Source organism: Arthrobacter flavus (genome assembly GCF_039526005.1).
In the GTDB taxonomy this organism is placed as follows: Bacteria; Actinomycetota; Actinomycetes; order Actinomycetales; family Micrococcaceae; genus Arthrobacter_D; species Arthrobacter_D flavus.
In genome coordinates, this window is sequence record NZ_BAAAIJ010000007.1 from 119363 (window position 1) to 135221 (window position 15859).

The 15859-nt window shown below is 64.1% G+C and carries 18 protein-coding genes; 9 read left to right on the forward strand and 9 right to left on the reverse strand.

Annotated elements, in window-relative coordinates; all coding sequences use genetic code 11:
* Positions 1 to 13: 13 nt before the first annotated feature.
* A complete protein-coding gene (locus tag ABD059_RS02855) occupies positions 14 to 841 on the reverse strand; it encodes an SDR family NAD(P)-dependent oxidoreductase (protein ID WP_343877663.1) in 828 nt (275 codons plus the stop codon).
* A 74-nt stretch (positions 842 to 915) separates the two neighbouring features.
* Here ABD059_RS02855 and ABD059_RS02860 point away from each other — a divergent pair, with 74 nt between their 5' ends.
* The 5 genes from ABD059_RS02860 (at position 916) to ABD059_RS02880 (ending at position 5384) form a co-directional block, all read left to right on the forward strand.
* Positions 916 to 2244: a uracil-xanthine permease family protein gene (locus ABD059_RS02860; RefSeq protein WP_343877664.1), complete on the forward strand. Its 1329-nt coding sequence runs from the start codon at positions 916 to 918 to the stop codon at positions 2242 to 2244.
* A 5-nt stretch (positions 2245 to 2249) separates the two neighbouring features.
* Complete coding sequence (locus ABD059_RS02865; protein ID WP_343877666.1) at positions 2250 to 2807, forward strand: RBBP9/YdeN family alpha/beta hydrolase; 558 nt, start codon at positions 2250 to 2252, stop codon at positions 2805 to 2807.
* 124 nt (positions 2808 to 2931) lie between these two features.
* Positions 2932 to 3327, forward strand: coding sequence for a DUF7793 family protein (locus ABD059_RS02870; protein ID WP_343877667.1), 396 nt, complete (start codon positions 2932 to 2934; stop codon positions 3325 to 3327).
* A 185-nt stretch (positions 3328 to 3512) separates the two neighbouring features.
* Positions 3513 to 4508, forward strand: coding sequence for a phosphotransferase (locus ABD059_RS02875; RefSeq protein WP_343877668.1), 996 nt, complete (start codon positions 3513 to 3515; stop codon positions 4506 to 4508).
* A gap of 48 nt (positions 4509 to 4556) precedes the next feature.
* Entirely contained in the window at positions 4557 to 5384 is an 828-nt protein-coding gene (locus tag ABD059_RS02880) for a DNA-3-methyladenine glycosylase family protein (RefSeq protein ID WP_343877916.1), read from the forward strand.
* 57 nt (positions 5385 to 5441) lie between these two features.
* On the opposite strand, the gene ABD059_RS02885 is transcribed toward ABD059_RS02880, so the two are convergent.
* From ABD059_RS02885 to ABD059_RS02900, 4 genes are all read right to left on the reverse strand, one after another.
* The gene (locus ABD059_RS02885) at positions 5442 to 6230 is read right to left on the reverse strand and encodes a glycerophosphodiester phosphodiesterase family protein (RefSeq protein ID WP_343877669.1); all 789 of its coding nucleotides are present in this window, start codon (positions 6228 to 6230) and stop codon (positions 5442 to 5444) included.
* A gap of 2 nt (positions 6231 to 6232) precedes the next feature.
* Positions 6233 to 7045: an HAD family hydrolase gene (locus tag ABD059_RS02890; protein ID WP_343877670.1), complete on the reverse strand. Its 813-nt coding sequence runs from the start codon at positions 7043 to 7045 to the stop codon at positions 6233 to 6235.
* 113 nt (positions 7046 to 7158) lie between these two features.
* Positions 7159 to 7689, reverse strand: a complete 531-nt coding sequence (locus ABD059_RS02895) for a YbhB/YbcL family Raf kinase inhibitor-like protein (RefSeq protein ID WP_343877671.1) — start codon at positions 7687 to 7689, stop codon at positions 7159 to 7161.
* 13 nt (positions 7690 to 7702) lie between these two features.
* Positions 7703 to 8629, reverse strand: a complete 927-nt coding sequence (locus ABD059_RS02900) for a carbohydrate kinase family protein (protein WP_343877672.1) — start codon at positions 8627 to 8629, stop codon at positions 7703 to 7705.
* A gap of 195 nt (positions 8630 to 8824) precedes the next feature.
* Here ABD059_RS02900 and ABD059_RS02905 point away from each other — a divergent pair, with 195 nt between their 5' ends.
* Entirely contained in the window at positions 8825 to 9424 is a 600-nt protein-coding gene (locus tag ABD059_RS02905; protein WP_343877673.1) for a DUF6318 family protein, read from the forward strand.
* A gap of 64 nt (positions 9425 to 9488) precedes the next feature.
* Here ABD059_RS02905 and ABD059_RS02910 read toward each other — a convergent pair whose 3' ends face one another.
* The gene (locus ABD059_RS02910) at positions 9489 to 10409 is read right to left on the reverse strand and encodes an ROK family protein (RefSeq protein ID WP_343877675.1); all 921 of its coding nucleotides are present in this window, start codon (positions 10407 to 10409) and stop codon (positions 9489 to 9491) included.
* Positions 10410 to 10504: 95 nt separating this feature from the next.
* Positions 10505 to 11392 (reverse strand): alpha/beta hydrolase, encoded by an 888-nt coding sequence (locus tag ABD059_RS02915; protein WP_377959515.1) that lies wholly within the window; start codon positions 11390 to 11392, stop codon positions 10505 to 10507.
* Between the two features lie 100 nt (positions 11393 to 11492).
* Between ABD059_RS02915 and ABD059_RS02920 the strand changes: the two genes are divergently transcribed.
* The 3 genes from ABD059_RS02920 to ABD059_RS02930 all read left to right on the forward strand — a co-directional run bounded on the left by ABD059_RS02920 (position 11493) and on the right by ABD059_RS02930 (position 13894).
* Positions 11493 to 11813, forward strand: coding sequence for a hypothetical protein (locus ABD059_RS02920; protein WP_343877677.1), 321 nt, complete (start codon positions 11493 to 11495; stop codon positions 11811 to 11813).
* Between the two features lie 69 nt (positions 11814 to 11882).
* Positions 11883 to 12992, forward strand: a complete 1110-nt coding sequence (locus tag ABD059_RS02925; RefSeq protein WP_343877678.1) for a GTP pyrophosphokinase — start codon at positions 11883 to 11885, stop codon at positions 12990 to 12992.
* Positions 12993 to 13066: 74 nt separating this feature from the next.
* The gene (locus ABD059_RS02930; protein ID WP_343877679.1) at positions 13067 to 13894 is read left to right on the forward strand and encodes a caspase family protein; all 828 of its coding nucleotides are present in this window, start codon (positions 13067 to 13069) and stop codon (positions 13892 to 13894) included.
* Here the strand turns inward: ABD059_RS02930 and ABD059_RS02935 are convergent.
* The gene (locus ABD059_RS02935) at positions 13891 to 14172 is read right to left on the reverse strand and encodes a hypothetical protein (protein WP_343877681.1); all 282 of its coding nucleotides are present in this window, start codon (positions 14170 to 14172) and stop codon (positions 13891 to 13893) included. The two genes, ABD059_RS02930 and ABD059_RS02935, sit on opposite strands and share 4 nt — an antisense overlap.
* A gap of 11 nt (positions 14173 to 14183) precedes the next feature.
* Positions 14184 to 15662, reverse strand: coding sequence for a flotillin family protein (locus ABD059_RS02940; protein WP_343877682.1), 1479 nt, complete (start codon positions 15660 to 15662; stop codon positions 14184 to 14186).
* Positions 15663 to 15859: the final 197 nt, after the last annotated feature.

Sequence of the window (15859 nt, forward strand, 5' to 3'; positions counted from 1 at the left end):
GGCGGGTGGTAGCTCACCTGGCACGGCCCGTGAAGTGCTCCATAGAGCTGTACACCTTGAAAACCCGGCCGGCCACCACGTCCCAGACCGGCTGGGGAAGAACCCCACGCAGCGCGCTGCCCAGGGCCACCGACCAGGGCAGCTGCAGGCGGGCACGCCCTACCAGCATCGCCCGCCAGGCCTTATCGACGACGTCGGCCGGGTCCATCAGAGGGGTGAACAGTGGTCCTCGGGCACCCTCGAACATGCCGGTCCTGATGTAACTGGGAATCAGTGTGGTGACCCGGATGTGGTTGTGCCCGGCCTCACGCAGCTCGAGGCGCAGTGAATCGCTCCACCCGATGACTGCCCACTTCGAGGCGGTGTAGACGCTCATCCGGGGCACCGACAGGGTGCCGGACGCTGAGGCTACATTCAGGATGCGTGTCTGGTTTCCCGCCGCAATGAGGTCCGGCAGGAATTCCCGGGTCAAGTGCATGAGCGCGAGGGTGTTGATGCTCATCACCAGAGCGATGTCGGCAGCTTGGTCGTGCTCCCAGAAGTACTTCCCGCGCACGATGCCCGCATTATTGATCAGCACCGCTGGGATCCCGACGTCGTTCCTCACAGCGGCGGCTGCCGCCGTGATCTCCTCCAAGGACGCGAGGTCAACCACGTAGCTGTGCACCGAGGACCCGGCACCGCTCAGAAGATCAGCGGTCGCGTGGAGGGCATCGGCGTCAACATCCCAGAGCACGACGGCGGCTGCCCTTTCCGTCACGGCGCGTTCCGCGTACAGCCGACCCATCCCGCTGGCGGCACCGGTGATGAGGACTGTTTGGCCTTCGACTGTGAATGACATGAGTGCAACGTAACATCCCGCGCCGGACGGTAGGATTTCCGACAGATCACCCCACATCTTTGGAAGGCACAGCCATGAGCAGGCTCGGTACCGCTTGGACAGTTCACGGCGACGGAAAGAACGTCCTTCCGGGACAGTTCGTTGCCCCTGATGAGCGGCTGAGTTGGCCGCGGACGATCGGTATTGGTGCTCAGCACGTCGTCGCCATGTTCGGTGCGACGTTCCTGGTCCCCCTGATTACCGGGTTTCCCCCGGCAACCACCCTCCTGTTCTCGGGCATCGGAACCATCCTCTTCCTGATCATTACTGCGGGGAAGGTACCGAGCTACCTCGGGTCAAGCTTCGCGTTCATCGCTCCGATCGCCGCCGCGCAAAGCCAGCACGGCCCGGCCGGCGCGCTTGGCGGCATCATCATGGCCGGTGCGGTGCTGGCGATTATTGGCGCCATTGTGCACCGGGCGGGATCGCGCTGGATCCAGGTGGTGATGCCGCCAATCGTCACCGGCGCGATCGTCGCGCTGATCGGGCTGAACCTCGCGCCCACAGCCAAGGCCAGCTTTGAGCAGGCTCCCCTCACCGCCCTGATCACCGTGGTGGTGATCCTTCTGGTCACGGTCCTGTTCAAGGGCATCCTGGGGCGACTGTCCATCCTGGTGGGTGTTCTGGCCGGGTACGTTGTCGCCATGCTGCGCGGTGAGGTGGATTTCACCGCAATCGGTGACGCTGCCTGGATTGGTCTACCCCCATTCCAGACCCCCGAGTTCCACCTCTCGGTGGTCGGTCTTTTCATACCGGTGGTGCTGGTCCTCGTCGCCGAGAACATAGGTCACGTGAAATCGGTGGCGGCTATGACCGGCCGCGACCTTGACCCGGTCACCGGGCGCGCACTGATGGCCGATGGTCTTGCCACCATGCTCGCCGGGTCCGGCGGTGGCTCCGGAACCACCACGTATGCGGAGAACATTGGTGTGATGGCGGCATCCCGCGTGTACTCCACGGCCGCCTACTGGGTGGCAGGCATTGTCGCAATTCTGCTGAGCCTGTTCCCGAAGTTCGGTGCCCTGATCGCCACTGTCCCGGCGGGGGTCATTGGGGGCGCGGGAGTGGTGCTGTATGGCATGATCGGCATCCTCGGAGTCCGGATTTGGGTACAGAACCAGGTGAACTTCTCCAACCCCATCAACCTGTCCACCGCAGGGGTTGCCCTGGTGGTGGGCATCGCCAACTTCACCTGGACCATTGGGGAGCTCACCTTCGAAGGTATTGCCCTGGGCACTGCGGCGACACTCGCGATCTACCACGTGATGAACGGGCTCGCCCGTTGGCGGGGCAGCGAACATCTCACCGGGCCTAACGACGTCGATGCCTCCGACAAAGGGTCACGGCCTTCGAAGCTGGGCTGAGCCGCATGAAGATCTTCGTGGTTCACGGCTACCAGGCGTCGCCCGGCGAGCACTGGTTTCCGTGGTTGAAGTCCCGCTTCACCACGGCACAGGACAGCGTGACGGTGCTCAAGCTGCCGACCCCGAACGAACCAACGGAGAGTGGCTGGACTGCCGAACTCCACCACTCCATCGGTCGTCCCACCCACGACACGGTGATAGTTGCCCACAGCCTCGGCTGCATTGCCACGCTTCGCTACCTGGCGTCACTGAAGCCGGGATGGTCGCTCAGGGGGCTAATCCTGGTCGCGGGGTTCGCCGAACCCATCGCTTCACTTCCACTGCTCGACCCCTTCACCGCCGACAACGGATTCGTCGACGAAATGGTGATCACCCGATGCACAGTGATCAGGTCAGACAACGACACAGTGGTCGATCCTGCCGCCTCTGCCCGGCTCGCTGCCAGACTGCAGGCAACGCTGATCACTGTCCCCGGCGGTGGACATTTCGGGTCCACCGACGGATACCAGCGCTTCCCGGAGATGCAGCAGGAACTGTCCGAGCTCCTTTCCACCAAACACTAGTAAGGCAACCAGGTGACGTCTTTTGGTGTTCTGTCGGACACATCCAAACCGTCGTGGACTACGAAGTACCCCACTGACACTTACTACAAAGTTAAATGGATTTGCTGAGATTTCAGGACACATCATGGACACTTCATGTATAACCACTACATCTGAACGCGACCCGGATGCCGAGGAAACCCAACGGTTGACCCAACGGTTGACCCTGCGGGAAGACGGCGTTCTGCACGTCTGGTGGCGGCCATCCACAGTGGTCACGGTCGACGACGCGAGGGCCACCCTCGATGCATCGCTCCTCAATCCAGCATCCCGGCGGATTCTGATGAGCATGACGGCTGTGACGTTCACCAATGCGGCCCGCCGGGCCATCTGCACCGAGCAGGAGATTACCGCCATCGCTCTCCTAGGCGAGGACCCCGTTGACCGGGTGGTTGCCGCCTTCGCCGACAACGCCTCCCATCCCGCGCAGTTCTTCACCTCCGAGGAGGCAGCCCTCGACTGGCTGGAAACCTTCGCCTGACCCCCGCCCCACTCAGCCCCCTGTGAGCTCCGCACTCCCGTTAGTGCCTAAACTGGTGTGATGTTGAGGATCGGGCTGTTGGGCGGCGTGAGCAGGGGAACCTGCACTGGGGACTCCGGGCTGATCACCGCCAGGGAAATGGGCCGGCGGGACGGACCCCCCTCAGCCGGCCTGATGGAGTCCTGATGGATCTGCAAGAGGTCTGGGCGTCCCCTGAATGGCGGGAACAGGTCCAGCAGTGGATCACGCAGGTACTGGACAGTTGCGAACTGTCACAGACCGGCCCCCTGGAGCCGGCCCGGATTCGGTTTTGGTCCACCCAGCTCACGGTTCCCACCAATCACGGGCGGCTCTGGTTTAAAGCGAACAACCCGGGTCAGTTCGCCGAGGCGGCCCTCGTGGCGTGCATGTCCGAATTGGTGCCGGACCATGTGGTGACTCCCTTGGCGATTGAGCCGACCAAGGGCTGGCTGCTCACTCCGGACCATGGCAAAACCCTTGACTCCCTCAAATCGACTGACTACCAGCTATGGGTTCGGGTAGTGAGGGACTTCGCCGACCTGCAGAAACAACTCGCCCCCCATGGTGCACCGCTGGCCGCCGCCGGGCTGGTCAGCATGGACCCCGCGATCGCCGGGAATTTCGCCAGCAACCAGTTGCTCCTCCACACCGGTCTGCCCCCCGAACATCCGTTGCATCTTTCACCGCAGGCCGCCGACGGGGTTTACCTCAGCATTCCAGCCCTGGAGGAGGCCGCTGCAGCGGTCCTGGCCTCGGGGGTCCCCCTGAGCCTGGAACACAACGATCTGCACTCCGGGAACGCCTTCATCCCGGGCACCACCACAGCGCCACTGAGGTTCTTCGACTTCGGCGATTCCTACTGGGCCCACCCGTTCAGTTCGCTCTACGTTCCACTGACCGTGATGCAGGAACAGTGGGATACAACTGTTGACGATGCCCGGATCCGCCGCGTCGTCACCGCCTACCTGGAGTGCTGGACCGATTACGCTTCCCTCGCTGAGCTACGTCTCGCCGTCGAGCCGGCGCTCAAGCTGGCCCGGCTGCACCGGTATGGATCGTGGTTGCGCCTCCTCATCCACGCCGACGATTCGGCAATGATCACGTACGGCCCCCGCGCTCTCAAGTACCTGCGAACCCTGACGGATCCGGTGCTGCAGTAGGTGAACAACTTCTTTCTCGCAGCCAACGGTTCAGTCGAGACCGTACCCATGGTTTCCCTGCTCGCAAATCACTTCATCCCCGGTTGTGAGCTCCCGGATCGCTCCGGCAGCTCACACACCCGGCTCCTTAGCACCACCACCGGGCACCACTCTGTCACCGTCACCGTTAGACCCTCCGGGGTTGACGTGAGCACTTCTGCGCCCTCGAGCCAGCTCCCTGGCCTCACGGCAACCATCAGGCGCTGGCTCGACCTGGACACGGATCTCACAGCGGTAGCCACAGCGTTCGACGATGACGCCCTGCTGGGTCCGCTGGTCCGACACCGTCCCGGCCTGCGTGCTGTGGGCTATCCCGAACCGTTCGAAGCTGCGATCATGACGGTCCTCGGCCAGCAGGTCTCGGTGGCGGCCGCCGGAACGTTTGGCGGGCGGCTGGCCGCTGCCTACGGAACACCCGGGGTGGCTGGCCTTACCGTCTTCCCCACTCCCGAGGTGCTTGCCGCCGCCCCGCCGGAGCAGCTCCGCACTGCAGTGGGCGTGACCCGAACCCGGGGAGCCACGGTGCAGCACGTTGCCCGGGCCTTCTGCGATGGGCTCACCCTCCACGGCGACCCCGCCAGCACCCGGACCGCCCTCCTGGCCATCCCGGGAATCGGACCATGGTCTGCCGACTACCTGACGGTGCGAGTCCTCGGGGATCGGGACGCCTTCACCCCGGGTGATCTGGTGTTGCGCCGCGCCATGGGAAACCCCAGTATCAGGGAAGCCGAAACCCTGTCTGAACGGTGGCGGCCATACCGGGCGTATGCCCTGTTTCACCTGTGGACCGAAGCCACCTCGGCCGAAAAAGTGCCGCAGCCGCACGTTAGTCGTTGAGCAACACCTAACGTGCAGGTCAAGCACTCTTTTGGCAGGGAAAGAGGGCGGGCGGGATTACTGGGGCCAGCACCCTCTGCGGTGCATGACCTCCGCCAATAGGTCTGCACGGTCGGATACCAGACCGTCCACGCCGCCGCCCAGGGTGAGCAGCCGTTCCATCGCTTCAGGGTCGTTGACGGTCCAGACGTGAAGTGGCAACCCTGCTCGCCTGCAGCGTCGGACGAACCGCTCGGTCACAACAGTCACTCCGGCGTGCCGGACCGGAACCTGCAGGCAGTCGACCCGGACCATCCGGGCAAGGCGCCGGGTCTGGCCCAGCGGACTCAGCAACCAAAGCAGCGCTGAACACGCCTGTCCGGCCGAAGAAGCTACCGGTCGCGATAGCAGCCTCAGGACCCGCAGGCGGCGGCGGTCCGAGAATGACGCGACCAGCACCCGATCATGCGCGCCCAGGCGTTCAACTATTTCAACAAAAGGCTCCACGGAGGCGTCGTCCTTGATGTCGATATTCAACTTCATCGCCGGCCACCGGGTCAGCACCTCTTCGAGGGTGGGGATCGGTTCGGCGCCCTGAATGTGGACGGTACGCAACTCGTCAAACGAGCGTTCCGCTACCGGCCCCGAAGCGCTGCACACCCGGTCCAGGAGTGCGTCGTGAAAGACCATGACCACGCCATCGCGGGTGGTGCGGATGTCGATCTCCAAATAGCCGAAACCCAGTTCGACTGCCGCCTCGAAAGCGACCATCGAGTTTTCCAGCCCGTCGAGCGAAAAGCCGCGATGCGACAGGGCAACCGGCCGTTGCTCCCCGTTCCGCCCGACGTTTCGCAGGTACGGCAACATGCCTAGAGGGAGGCCCTCAGCGCGGCGAGACGTTTCTCGAGAATCTGCGCCACCCCGTCATCCTCAAACGCTGGCGCCTGCTGGTCTGCCGCGGCGATGGCTTCAGGATGCCCCGACGCCATCGCGTAGCCAGTACCAGCCCAATTGAGCATCTGCACATCATTGGGCATGTCTCCGAAGGCGACGACGTCGGCTTGGCTGATGCCCCGACTGGCCGCGAACTTGGCGAGGGTGACCGATTTGTTGATGCCGGGCATGGACATCTCCAGGAGGGCGACACTGGGCGCAGAATGGGTGGCAGTCACCAGATGGGCGACTGCCGGGCGGACCCGGTTGAGGAAATTGTCGGGCTGTACCTCGCGCTCACGGGCCAGGAATTTGATGACATCATGACCTCCCAGCGAATCCGCAAGGGGCATTGCTACTGCGCCAGCGAGTAGTTCGACCGCCCCCTCCTCGGCGAACCCATGCTCAATGTGGAATCCGGTGACAGTCTCGGCGGCGAAAGCGGCCGCGGGATAGAGGTCCAGGATGATTTCGCGCGCCGCCAGGATGTTGCTGTGCTCGAGCAGGTGGGCGCTCAGCACCTGTTCATCATTCAGGTTGTAGGTCACCGCGCCGTTGGAGCAGATGACGGTGCCGCGGTGACCCAACTGTTCACGCAGCGGGTCCAGCCAGCGCGGCGGCCGGCCCGTAACGAATACCACCTCGACACCAGCATCCAGGCACCTCTGAAACGCTTCGACGGTGCGGGGACTGATCTTGCCGTCGTGACCGACAATAGTTCCGTCCATGTCGCTGGCAACCAGGCGCATGCGGGTACTCCTTTAGTGGGCAGGTGACCTTAAGCGTACCTGCCTGGAGCAGGCCGATGCCCCGGGGTATGGCACGCATCCGGGGCATCGGGAGGGAGCTAGTTGGGCCGGGCCTACTGCTCGAAGGTGGTGATCAGGCGCGCCCGACCGAGGGTGTGCGAGAAGAGGTTGAACCCGAGGTAGGCATTGCTGCCTTCCGCGGGCACCTCAAGGTTTTCCACATCTACTGCGTGCACGACAACATGGTAGTGGTGCGGTCCATGGCCGGACGGTGGGGCGGCGCCGATGAAGCCGCTGAAGCCGCCGTCGTTCTTCAACTGGATGGCACCCTCCGGCAGGTCGGTGCTCCCCTCGGCCCCGGCACCAGTAGGCAGGGACGTGGTGTGCACAGGGAGATTGAAGACCGCCCAGTGCCAGAAGCCGCTGGCCGTTGGGGCATCCGGATCGTAGACCGTCACAGCAAAGCTCTTGGTCCCGTCCGGGAACCCGCTCCAGGACAGCTGGGGTGACAGGTCTTTCCCGCCGTCGATCCCCATGACTCCGGACGCGTGCCTCGCATCCAGCGGCTGGTTGTGCTCAATGTCAGTGCTGGTGAGGGTGAATTCGGGGACTGCTGGCAAGTCTGCGTAAGGATCGCGGGTCATAACTGCTCCTGGTTCACTTGGGGTCTACTCCTAGCTCGCTGCGCACCGGTGGATTGGCACCGGCACGGGAAACGGTCACTGCCGCCGCTTTTGCAGCGTAGGAGAGGACCGCTTCCACCTGCTCAACGGATATGTGGCGTAGGTCATTCCGCACCTGCGCCCCCACGAGCCCGCGGTCCACCAGCGAGCCCAGGAGCGCCGACATGAAGGAGTCCCCCGCGCCCACCGTGTCTACCACCTGGGTAGCCGGCGCGCGCACCGAGGTCTCACCACGTGCGACGACGGCCCACGGGCCGAGGGAACCACGCGTCACCACCACCATGGCGGGCCCTTTGGCCAGCCAGAGCCGTGCCGTCTCGAACACGTCCTGGCCCGGATAGAGCCATTCGAGATCCTCGTCGGAGGCCTTCACCACGTCCGCAAGGGCAACAAATTTCTCGGCCTGCGCGCGGGCGTAATCCACATCGGTGACGATACTGGGACGGCAATTGGGGTCGTAGGAAATGGTGGCCAATGGATGAGCCTGCTGGACGACGGCGAGTACTTCAGCCGCTCCTGGCTCCAGCATGGTGGCGATCGACCCGGTATGCAGCAAGGTGGTGCCGTCGAGGATCAGGTCCATCTGCTCGCGGACAGTTGGTAGGTCCCAGACGAGCTGGAACGTGTAGGACGCACCCCCGGCAGGGTCCAGGCGTGCCGTTGCACTGCTGGTGGGGTGCCTATCTGGGCCGATCGGGGTCAGCACCGAGTTGCTGTGAAGGTGTTCGTGGATCATCCGGCCGTACTGGTCGTCACCCCAACGCCCAATGAACCGGCAGGGGTGCCCCAGCCGCGCCAGGCCCACCGCCACATTCATGGGGCTACCGCCAACATGGGCGCGGGGCGAGGAGACATCGCTGATGACTTCGTCTATGAGGGTTTCCCCAATCACTGTGAGCACGCTAACAAGTTAGCATCCCGGCACGTGAAGACCCCTGCAAGGACAACAGGGGTGGGGCCACAGGCGGAAACCCGGCCTGTGTGATCTCACGCACACTCGTCGAAATAATCCGCTAGTTGCCTAAGGCTACGGCTAGGATGGTGCGGGATTGCCGCTATCCGCGGCGCCGATTATCACTAGTTGTTGGGGAAAATCATGAAGATCAAGAACGCGGCGGCCATCGCCGTCATCGCCCTCGCCTCGCTGACCGCCTGCGGCGAAGCATCAGAACCCGCTGCCCCTTCCGAGGCTGCCGCGCCCACGCCAGCGAGCTCCACAGCTCCCGCGCAGAACATCCAGGCTCCGGAAACCAACGACCTCATGGCCGAGGCTAGCCCCGAAGGCGCGCGAGCCTTCCTGCATCACGTCTTCGAGCTGAAATCCTACAACCAGCGGACCGGTGAAACCGAGCAGCTGCTCGCCACCCTTGATGGCGCCGAAGCAGCAACCGAAGAGGCTGAGGCACTCGCGGCCAGGTACGAGGATGGCGGCTGGGTTCTCGGCGGACAGCCGAAGGTCAAGCAGATCATCGTCACCACCCCAGCTGATGAGGTGGCTGAGGACGTCGAGGTCGACGCTCTGATCACCGTCAATCCTGACGCCTACACTTCGTTCGACGAATCGGGTGAGGTCCAGGAGACCCGCCCCTTCGATCCGGCTGGCACCATCTACTCAGCGAGAGTCGTCTATTCGGACGGAGCCTGGAAGGCTACCTACCTGGAAGAAACACCTGACGCAGAAATTCCGGCGGAGTAGCCCGGTTCTGGCCGTCAGCCCCACGGCTGACGGCCAGGCATGAGCTCTGGGCTCAGCCCTCGGCTCAATCCTCGGCGCCGGTACGAAGCGAAGCCCAATAGGCGGCGCCCACCAGCGCGGCGTCGTCGGGCAGGATCGCTTGCTCAATCCTGAAATCCGCGAGCCGCGGGTCGGCAAGCTCCATCCCCGCGCGAATTGCCGGTTCGACCAAATCCCAGGACTTGGACATGGACCCGCCGATCACCAGGATCCCCGCGTCAAACCGGCTGATCACGAGGGCAAGAGTCTCGCCCAGAGCTCCGAAAGCTCCGTCCAGCACGAGTCGTGCAGTTTCATCACCGGCCCGGCTGAGGTCAGCAATGGTGTGAACGTCGGGACCCGTCTCCGGACTCAAACCGGCCGCGTCGGCGTAGGCCGCTCGGATGGCGCGTCGGGACACGGTGTTTTCCAGCGGTCGGCCCTGATAGACCTCGTGGTGGATGCTCCCATCCGGTGAGACCGCCGGCCCGGTGCTGACCGGCTGCCCATTGATCAGGAAGGTGGAGCCGACGCCGGTTCCCAGCGTGATGCAGATGGCCCGTTCAAGTCCCCGGGCCGCCCCGAGAGCATATTCCCCAATGCCGAAAGCGTCGGCGTCGTTAAGGAAATGGATCGCTCCGGGGGTCGGTTTAATCCGCTTCATCAGCGCTTCACCGAGATCGAAACCGTTCAGGCTATCGAACTTTCCCACGTGCTCGAACCGGCCAACGCCCTGCTCGTAGTCGAACGGTCCGGGAATCGCTACCGACCAGGTCGCTCCCGGCTCACCCCGAAGCTCGTCGGCGGCAGCGCCAATCTCCTCAACCAGGCTCTCAGCGCTCCCCTGGGCTTGCAGGTCGACCCGAGCCAGGGTGTCCCGATCGATGGCCCACGTTCCGGATTCCACCACCGCGGCCGTCAGGTGGGTGCCTCCGATCTCGAGCACGGGGATGGTGTTGCCACTCATTGATGGGCGCCTTTCAGTCTGTCCGATTACGGTATCTCCGAACCCTGCTCAACAGTAATTCGTTGCGGTCCCTGCGGCAGCGTCCCCCGATTCGGTTAGGCCAACATCAGCCGATCTACCGCCTGAACCACCCGCGTCCAGGCCTCGGTCCCCGGGGTGATCATCGCGAAGTGGTCGCCGGGGATCATGATCAACTCCGCATTCGCACCGGCAGCCACCGCCGTCGTTGCATAGCTGTCCGATTGGCTGAGCGGTACCGTCGAGTCGTCCTCACCATGCAGGGCCAGCACTGGAACGGCCAGCGGGATCGCTGTCATCGGATCAGCCAACCGGTACCGAACGGGATCCTCGGCCGGGTCCACGCCCAGCAGGTTCAGCACGGCACCATCTCCTAGCCCCTGATCATGGGCGTCTGCCAGATTCAGCACACCCGACTGGCTCACCACCCCGGTCAGCTGCACCGTTGGTGTCCCGGCGCCCGGAGCGCCGTCGGGCAACGTTGACCGCCCCGCCGCCCATACCGCCAGGTGGCCGCCAGCGGAGTGTCCCAGAGCCGTTGTCACCGTCAGGTCCAGACCGTGGTCACCGGCCGCCGTGGCCAGGAGGTCTATTCCGGCGTGCACATCGGCGAAGGTTTCCGGCCATCCACCACCATTGCCCGCCCTCCGGTACTCGAGGTTCCAACAGGCGTAGCCACGGGAGGCGAGATCCTGTGCCAGTGGTTGCCCCAGATCCAGGCCATACCCAGAGCGCCAGTATCCGCCGTGGATAATCACGACGACGCCGGGGCGCATCTCACCAGCCGGCAGGTACAGCTCGGCGAACTGGCTGGGATCATCGCCATAGGTGTAGCGCTGGGGTGTCACGGGTTCCTCCGGTTGTTTCGGTGGCGGACCGGGCCTGCCCACAGCGCAGCCCGCGAGTGCAGCCGAGGCGGCGAGGGCAGCGGCGCCCAAAATGGTGCGTCGGAGTAGGTTGTCCACACCGCACAGCGTAACCGGCGCCCCCTCACTCGACAGTGGCGCCACCCTTCCCAAGGGAAAGGCCTGGTGCTTGAATGGGTGGACCAATCAAGGGGGAACAGTGCAGACCAAAGGAACACGGCGGCTCATCACGGGTGGCGTGGCGCTGGTAGCCACACTATTTATCCTGCCGACACCACTGTTCGAGGTTTTCAGCGGAACGGCCGAGGGTCTGTCGCTGGTGCTCTTCGTGCTCGGAGTAGTCCTCCTGGTTGGTGGCCTGTTTCTGGTGATCACCGGCCTGATGAATCGATCGCGTGATCTGCGCACGCCCCGCAGCTATGACACGCGGCAGGGCACCACCAGCGACGAGGACCGGCCAGTGGACGGCCACTCAATGCCGACCGCGGGGCGCCAGGGGCAGATCGGCGGTGGGCTCTAAGCACCGCTCCACCAGCCCTGTCAGACCCGGCCGATATGATGGCCTGAAGCCATCGTCGGAGGAGTCTTAATGAGCGCCTGGGATCAGTTGGATGACCGTCTCCGCCCCGCGGTGGAAGCGAGCACCCGTGAGTTTGAACGGGTCCGGCCGCGCCTTGAAGAGGTGACCCGGCAGATGCAGGCCAGCATCCAGGAAATCTTCATCGGCACCGAGCTCAGCCCACTGTTTGTCACGGCCCGGACCAAGAGTATCGAGTCATTCCGCGACAAGGCTTCACGCATGCTCGCCTCAACTGTCCCCGGGGACGCCCCCACCCTGGTTTTCCCCGACCCGCTAAGAAACCTGACCGACGTCGTCGGCGTTCGGGTGATCACCACCTTGCCCCACGAGGTGGACGTCGCAGCTAATCTGATCAAGCGGCAGCGGCAGGAGTTTGACTGCCGGGGTGATCGAGAGAAGGACATCGGCACGATCGAGTCGGGCACTTACGGCTACTCGAGCCGGCACCTCATCCTCCGCACCATCCACAGCGAAGCGGTCAAAGAGTACCAGCGCGCCCTGGATCCCTCAGCCAAGGCCGGCGGCAGTTACATGCTTGAGGTGCAGATCCGGACGGTCCTGGCTCACGCATGGTCGGAGATCGAGCACGATATCCGGTTCAAGGCATCCAATCCCCGGGCGTGGAGCCCCTACTTCGATCGGCAGTTCACGGGCACCGCCGCGATGCTCGAGTCAGTGGAATCAGCTTTCGCCGAGCTGCACGAGCGGTATGAGACGGTGACCGGGTTCTGGGATGAGGACGGGGAGGGAAGCGCCCCCCTGACCCCCAACCGCGTCCGCGACGTGTGGCAGACCCTCCTTCCCCACGTTGACCGAAAGTCCGACGACAACTGGGGGTGGGCTGCGGAACTGCTGGCCGCCCATGGGCTGACGACGACGACGTCGCTGGCGTCGCTGCTCCAGGCCGACACCATTACGTCGGTTCGACGCGCGTTGGACCACCGCTACTCGCCCGGTCCGGACCGGCTGCTCGACGACGTGCTGCTGTGGCACTTCGGGGAACGCCACATCGACCTCACCGCTGAGGCAGCCGATGCGGCGGTCTCGCCACGACGGGACAGCCTGCAGCGTCGGCATCGGCAGATGGCCACCTTTCGGGCTCTGGAGGCCAGCAAATAACGCCTCAGTAACACCCATCCCGCTAGGTTGCGGCATACCTGCGACGGGGCAGGTCCTGCGGAAGGAACTGTGCCATGGCCAAGTACGCACTTTGCGTTGGCATCAATAAGTTCGAGAACCTTCCGACCAACGCCTGGCTAAATGGCTGCGTCAACGATGCCAAGGACTTCGCCGCGCTGCTCACCGGGCACTACGGATTTGCGAAGCGTAATGTTGCGGTGCTGCTCGATTCGAAAGCTACGAAGGCCGCGGTGGTCGGGAAATTGCAGGTCATGCTCAAACGGGCCAAACCCGGGGATCATCTGGTCTTCACGTTCTCCAGCCACGGCACCCAGGTCCTTGATGCGTCGGGTGATGAACCGGACAGCGCCGACGAAGCATTCGTGACCTTTGATATGCGACAGAAGGGCGACCAGTGGGACGCCGCCACTCTCATTCTCGACGACGAATTGCATGACCTTCTCGGCACCCTCCCGGACGGTGTCCTGCTCGACGTGGTGCTGGACACCTGCCCTAGCGGAACCGGTCTCAGGGCGCTGGACCTCCTTCCCACCCGACGGCCCCGGTTCGTTCCGCCTCCAACGCCGCTCGGCCTGGAACTCACCGAATCCGCGGATCCGCGGGCCTTCCGCGACCTGGTCCGGTCCGATGTACAGGCCAAACCAGTCTTGTTTGCCGCCTGCCGGTCGGATCAGACAGCGGCGGATGCTGACTTCGCGGGGCGATATAGCGGCGCCTTCAGTCATTACCTGCTCCAGGCCGTCCAGGACGACCCCTTGGCAAGCCGGCGAGTGCTACTGAAACGCGTCAGTGCCGATTTACGGGATGGGAAGTTCACCCAGCGGGCCCAACTGGAAGCGCCGGTGGCGGCCAAAGGCACCGCGTGGGGCACCGCCTTCTAGGAGCTGGTGGCCCCACCCGCGGCGATGGAACGTGGTTTTCGGCGCACCAGCGCCAGTCCTGGACCTGCGCCCGGCTTCGCCACCTGATACAGGCTCGAGCGGCCACGGTGCGGGTCCATCCGGATCTGCCAGAGCCGCGCCACCACGTTCAGGATCAGACCGCTCAGCAGGATGTGCTCATCCAGGCCGTCCAGGTCAACCGGTGCTGTCACCCCGGAGGTTGCCGCTGCACGCGCAAGAGCAGCGGCAACCTTCCTGCGGGCGACGGCCGATTTCATCGACCGGTGGATCAGACCGTCGTCGCGTGGGTGTTTTCAGTTGGCGACGCCGGTTCCGTGGTAGCGCTCTCCGTGGCGCCCCAGTTTTTCAGCATCTCGACGGCGTCCAGCCCGGTGGTGTCCTTAAGTAGCTGGAAGGTCTGCTGCAACCCGCCGGACACGTTCTTGCTCAACTGGGTGGCACCGTCGTTGGAGATGACAGTCATGTTGTCGATTCCCGACATGGGAGCGGCGATTTCCCGAGCGATTTGCGGGAGGATCTCCATCACCTTGTTGAGAATTGCCGCTTCGTTGAACTGCTCGTACGCCTTGGCCTGGGCTTCGATTCCCTCGGCCTCGGCGATTCCCTTCTGCCGGACAACGTCTGCCTCGGCCTGGCCGCGGAGCGCAATGATCTCAGCTTCCGCTGCACCGTTGGCCCGGGTCACCGACGCCGCTGCGTTACCGCGTGCGGTGTTGGCGGCGGCCTCAGCCTCAGCGGTGACCTTGTCACCCTCGGCGCTGAGGCGGCGCTTGGTCAGCGCCACTTCTGCCTCAACCTGATCAGCTTCGGACTGGCGCTTGCGCTGCTCGAGCTTGCCGGCTGCTTCCTGCTCCACCCGGTACTTTTCGGCGTCGGCAGGCTTACGGATCTCGATGTCGAGCTCGCGTTCACGCAGCTCGGACTGCCGTGAGGCGACCTGCTGTTCCTTGACCAGGATCGACTGGCGCTGCTCGGCGGCGGCCAGGGGACCCGCCGCGTCGGCCTGGGCCTGGCGTGCGTCCGCAACCTCTTTGAGCTCGGCGCGACGGATGGCGAGCCGCTGTTCGGCGAGCGCAACCTGCTCGTCGGCGATCGCAGCAGCCTCAGCAGCTTCCTGCGCCGCATTCGCTTCGGCAATCTTCGCCTGCTTCTCGGCGAGTGCCGCCTCGGGCCGGCCCAGGTTCTTCAGGTAGCTGGAGTCGTCGTCGACCGACTGGATCTGGAAGGTATCAATCTCCAGACCCTGGTTGTGCATCGAGTGCTCGGCTTCTTCCTTGACGCTCTTGGCGAAAGAAGCACGGTCCTTGATGATCGAGTCCACGCTCAGCGTGCCCACGATGGAGCGCAGCGAACCGGACAGGGTCTCTTGGGTGTAATGGTCGATCTGATCCTGCTGGTTCAGGAACCGTTGGGCGGCGCGGCGCACCGCCTCTTCGTCGCCGCCCACCTTGATCTGGGCGACACCGGTCAACCGAAGCTTGATGCCGTTCTTGGAGATGCCCTCAATCTGAAGGGTCACCTGGCGTGAGGCGAGCGAGATGGAGAACGCCTTCTGGCTAAACGGGTTGATGAATGTGCGACCGAACACCACGCGCTGGCTTTCCTGGCTGCCTTTGCCGGTGATGATCAGTGCTTCGGATGGGCTCGCAATCCGCAGTGCAAGACGCGCAACGATGGCGGCGATAATCGCCACCACCACCAACACGGCAAGCACAATGCCGACAACAATAAACTGACTGAGGTCCACTACAGCCCCTTCTGTGGGATTTACAAGGATGAGTGGCCGGAAGTCCCAGCGCCCGGCCGGTATCGGCTGGGTCAATACTGGAGTGCCCGTGCGGTCCCCCACCGCCCGTCAGGTGTCGGACGCCACCCTATGGACGGTACACGACCCGGTCGTGGACGGCAGAGCAGGCGGCGGGCATTAACGACGACGTCGGACGG

Bases quoted from the DNA above. Each gene is read 5' to 3' on its own strand.
- ABD059_RS02855 (WP_343877663.1), bottom strand. From the start codon at position 841: ATGTCATTCACAGTCGAAGGCCAAACAGTCCTCATCACCGGTGCCGCC.
- ABD059_RS02880 (WP_343877916.1), top strand. From the start codon at position 4,557: ATGGTTTCCCTGCTCGCAAATCACTTCATCCCCGGTTGTGAGCTCCCG.
- ABD059_RS02870 (WP_343877667.1), top strand. From the start codon at position 2,932: ATGGACACTTCATGTATAACCACTACATCTGAACGCGACCCGGATGCC.
- ABD059_RS02885 (WP_343877669.1), bottom strand. From the start codon at position 6,230: ATGTTGCCGTACCTGCGAAACGTCGGGCGGAACGGGGAGCAACGGCCG.
- ABD059_RS02860 (WP_343877664.1), top strand. From the start codon at position 916: ATGAGCAGGCTCGGTACCGCTTGGACAGTTCACGGCGACGGAAAGAAC.
- ABD059_RS02930 (WP_343877679.1), top strand. From the start codon at position 13,067: ATGGCCAAGTACGCACTTTGCGTTGGCATCAATAAGTTCGAGAACCTT.
- ABD059_RS02895 (WP_343877671.1), bottom strand. From the start codon at position 7,689: ATGACCCGCGATCCTTACGCAGACTTGCCAGCAGTCCCCGAATTCACC.
- ABD059_RS02910 (WP_343877675.1), bottom strand. From the start codon at position 10,409: ATGAGTGGCAACACCATCCCCGTGCTCGAGATCGGAGGCACCCACCTG.
- ABD059_RS02905 (WP_343877673.1), top strand. From the start codon at position 8,825: ATGAAGATCAAGAACGCGGCGGCCATCGCCGTCATCGCCCTCGCCTCG.
- ABD059_RS02890 (WP_343877670.1), bottom strand. From the start codon at position 7,045: ATGCGCCTGGTTGCCAGCGACATGGACGGAACTATTGTCGGTCACGAC.
- ABD059_RS02865 (WP_343877666.1), top strand. From the start codon at position 2,250: ATGAAGATCTTCGTGGTTCACGGCTACCAGGCGTCGCCCGGCGAGCAC.
- ABD059_RS02925 (WP_343877678.1), top strand. From the start codon at position 11,883: ATGAGCGCCTGGGATCAGTTGGATGACCGTCTCCGCCCCGCGGTGGAA.
- ABD059_RS02935 (WP_343877681.1), bottom strand. From the start codon at position 14,172: ATGAAATCGGCCGTCGCCCGCAGGAAGGTTGCCGCTGCTCTTGCGCGT.
- ABD059_RS02875 (WP_343877668.1), top strand. From the start codon at position 3,513: ATGGATCTGCAAGAGGTCTGGGCGTCCCCTGAATGGCGGGAACAGGTC.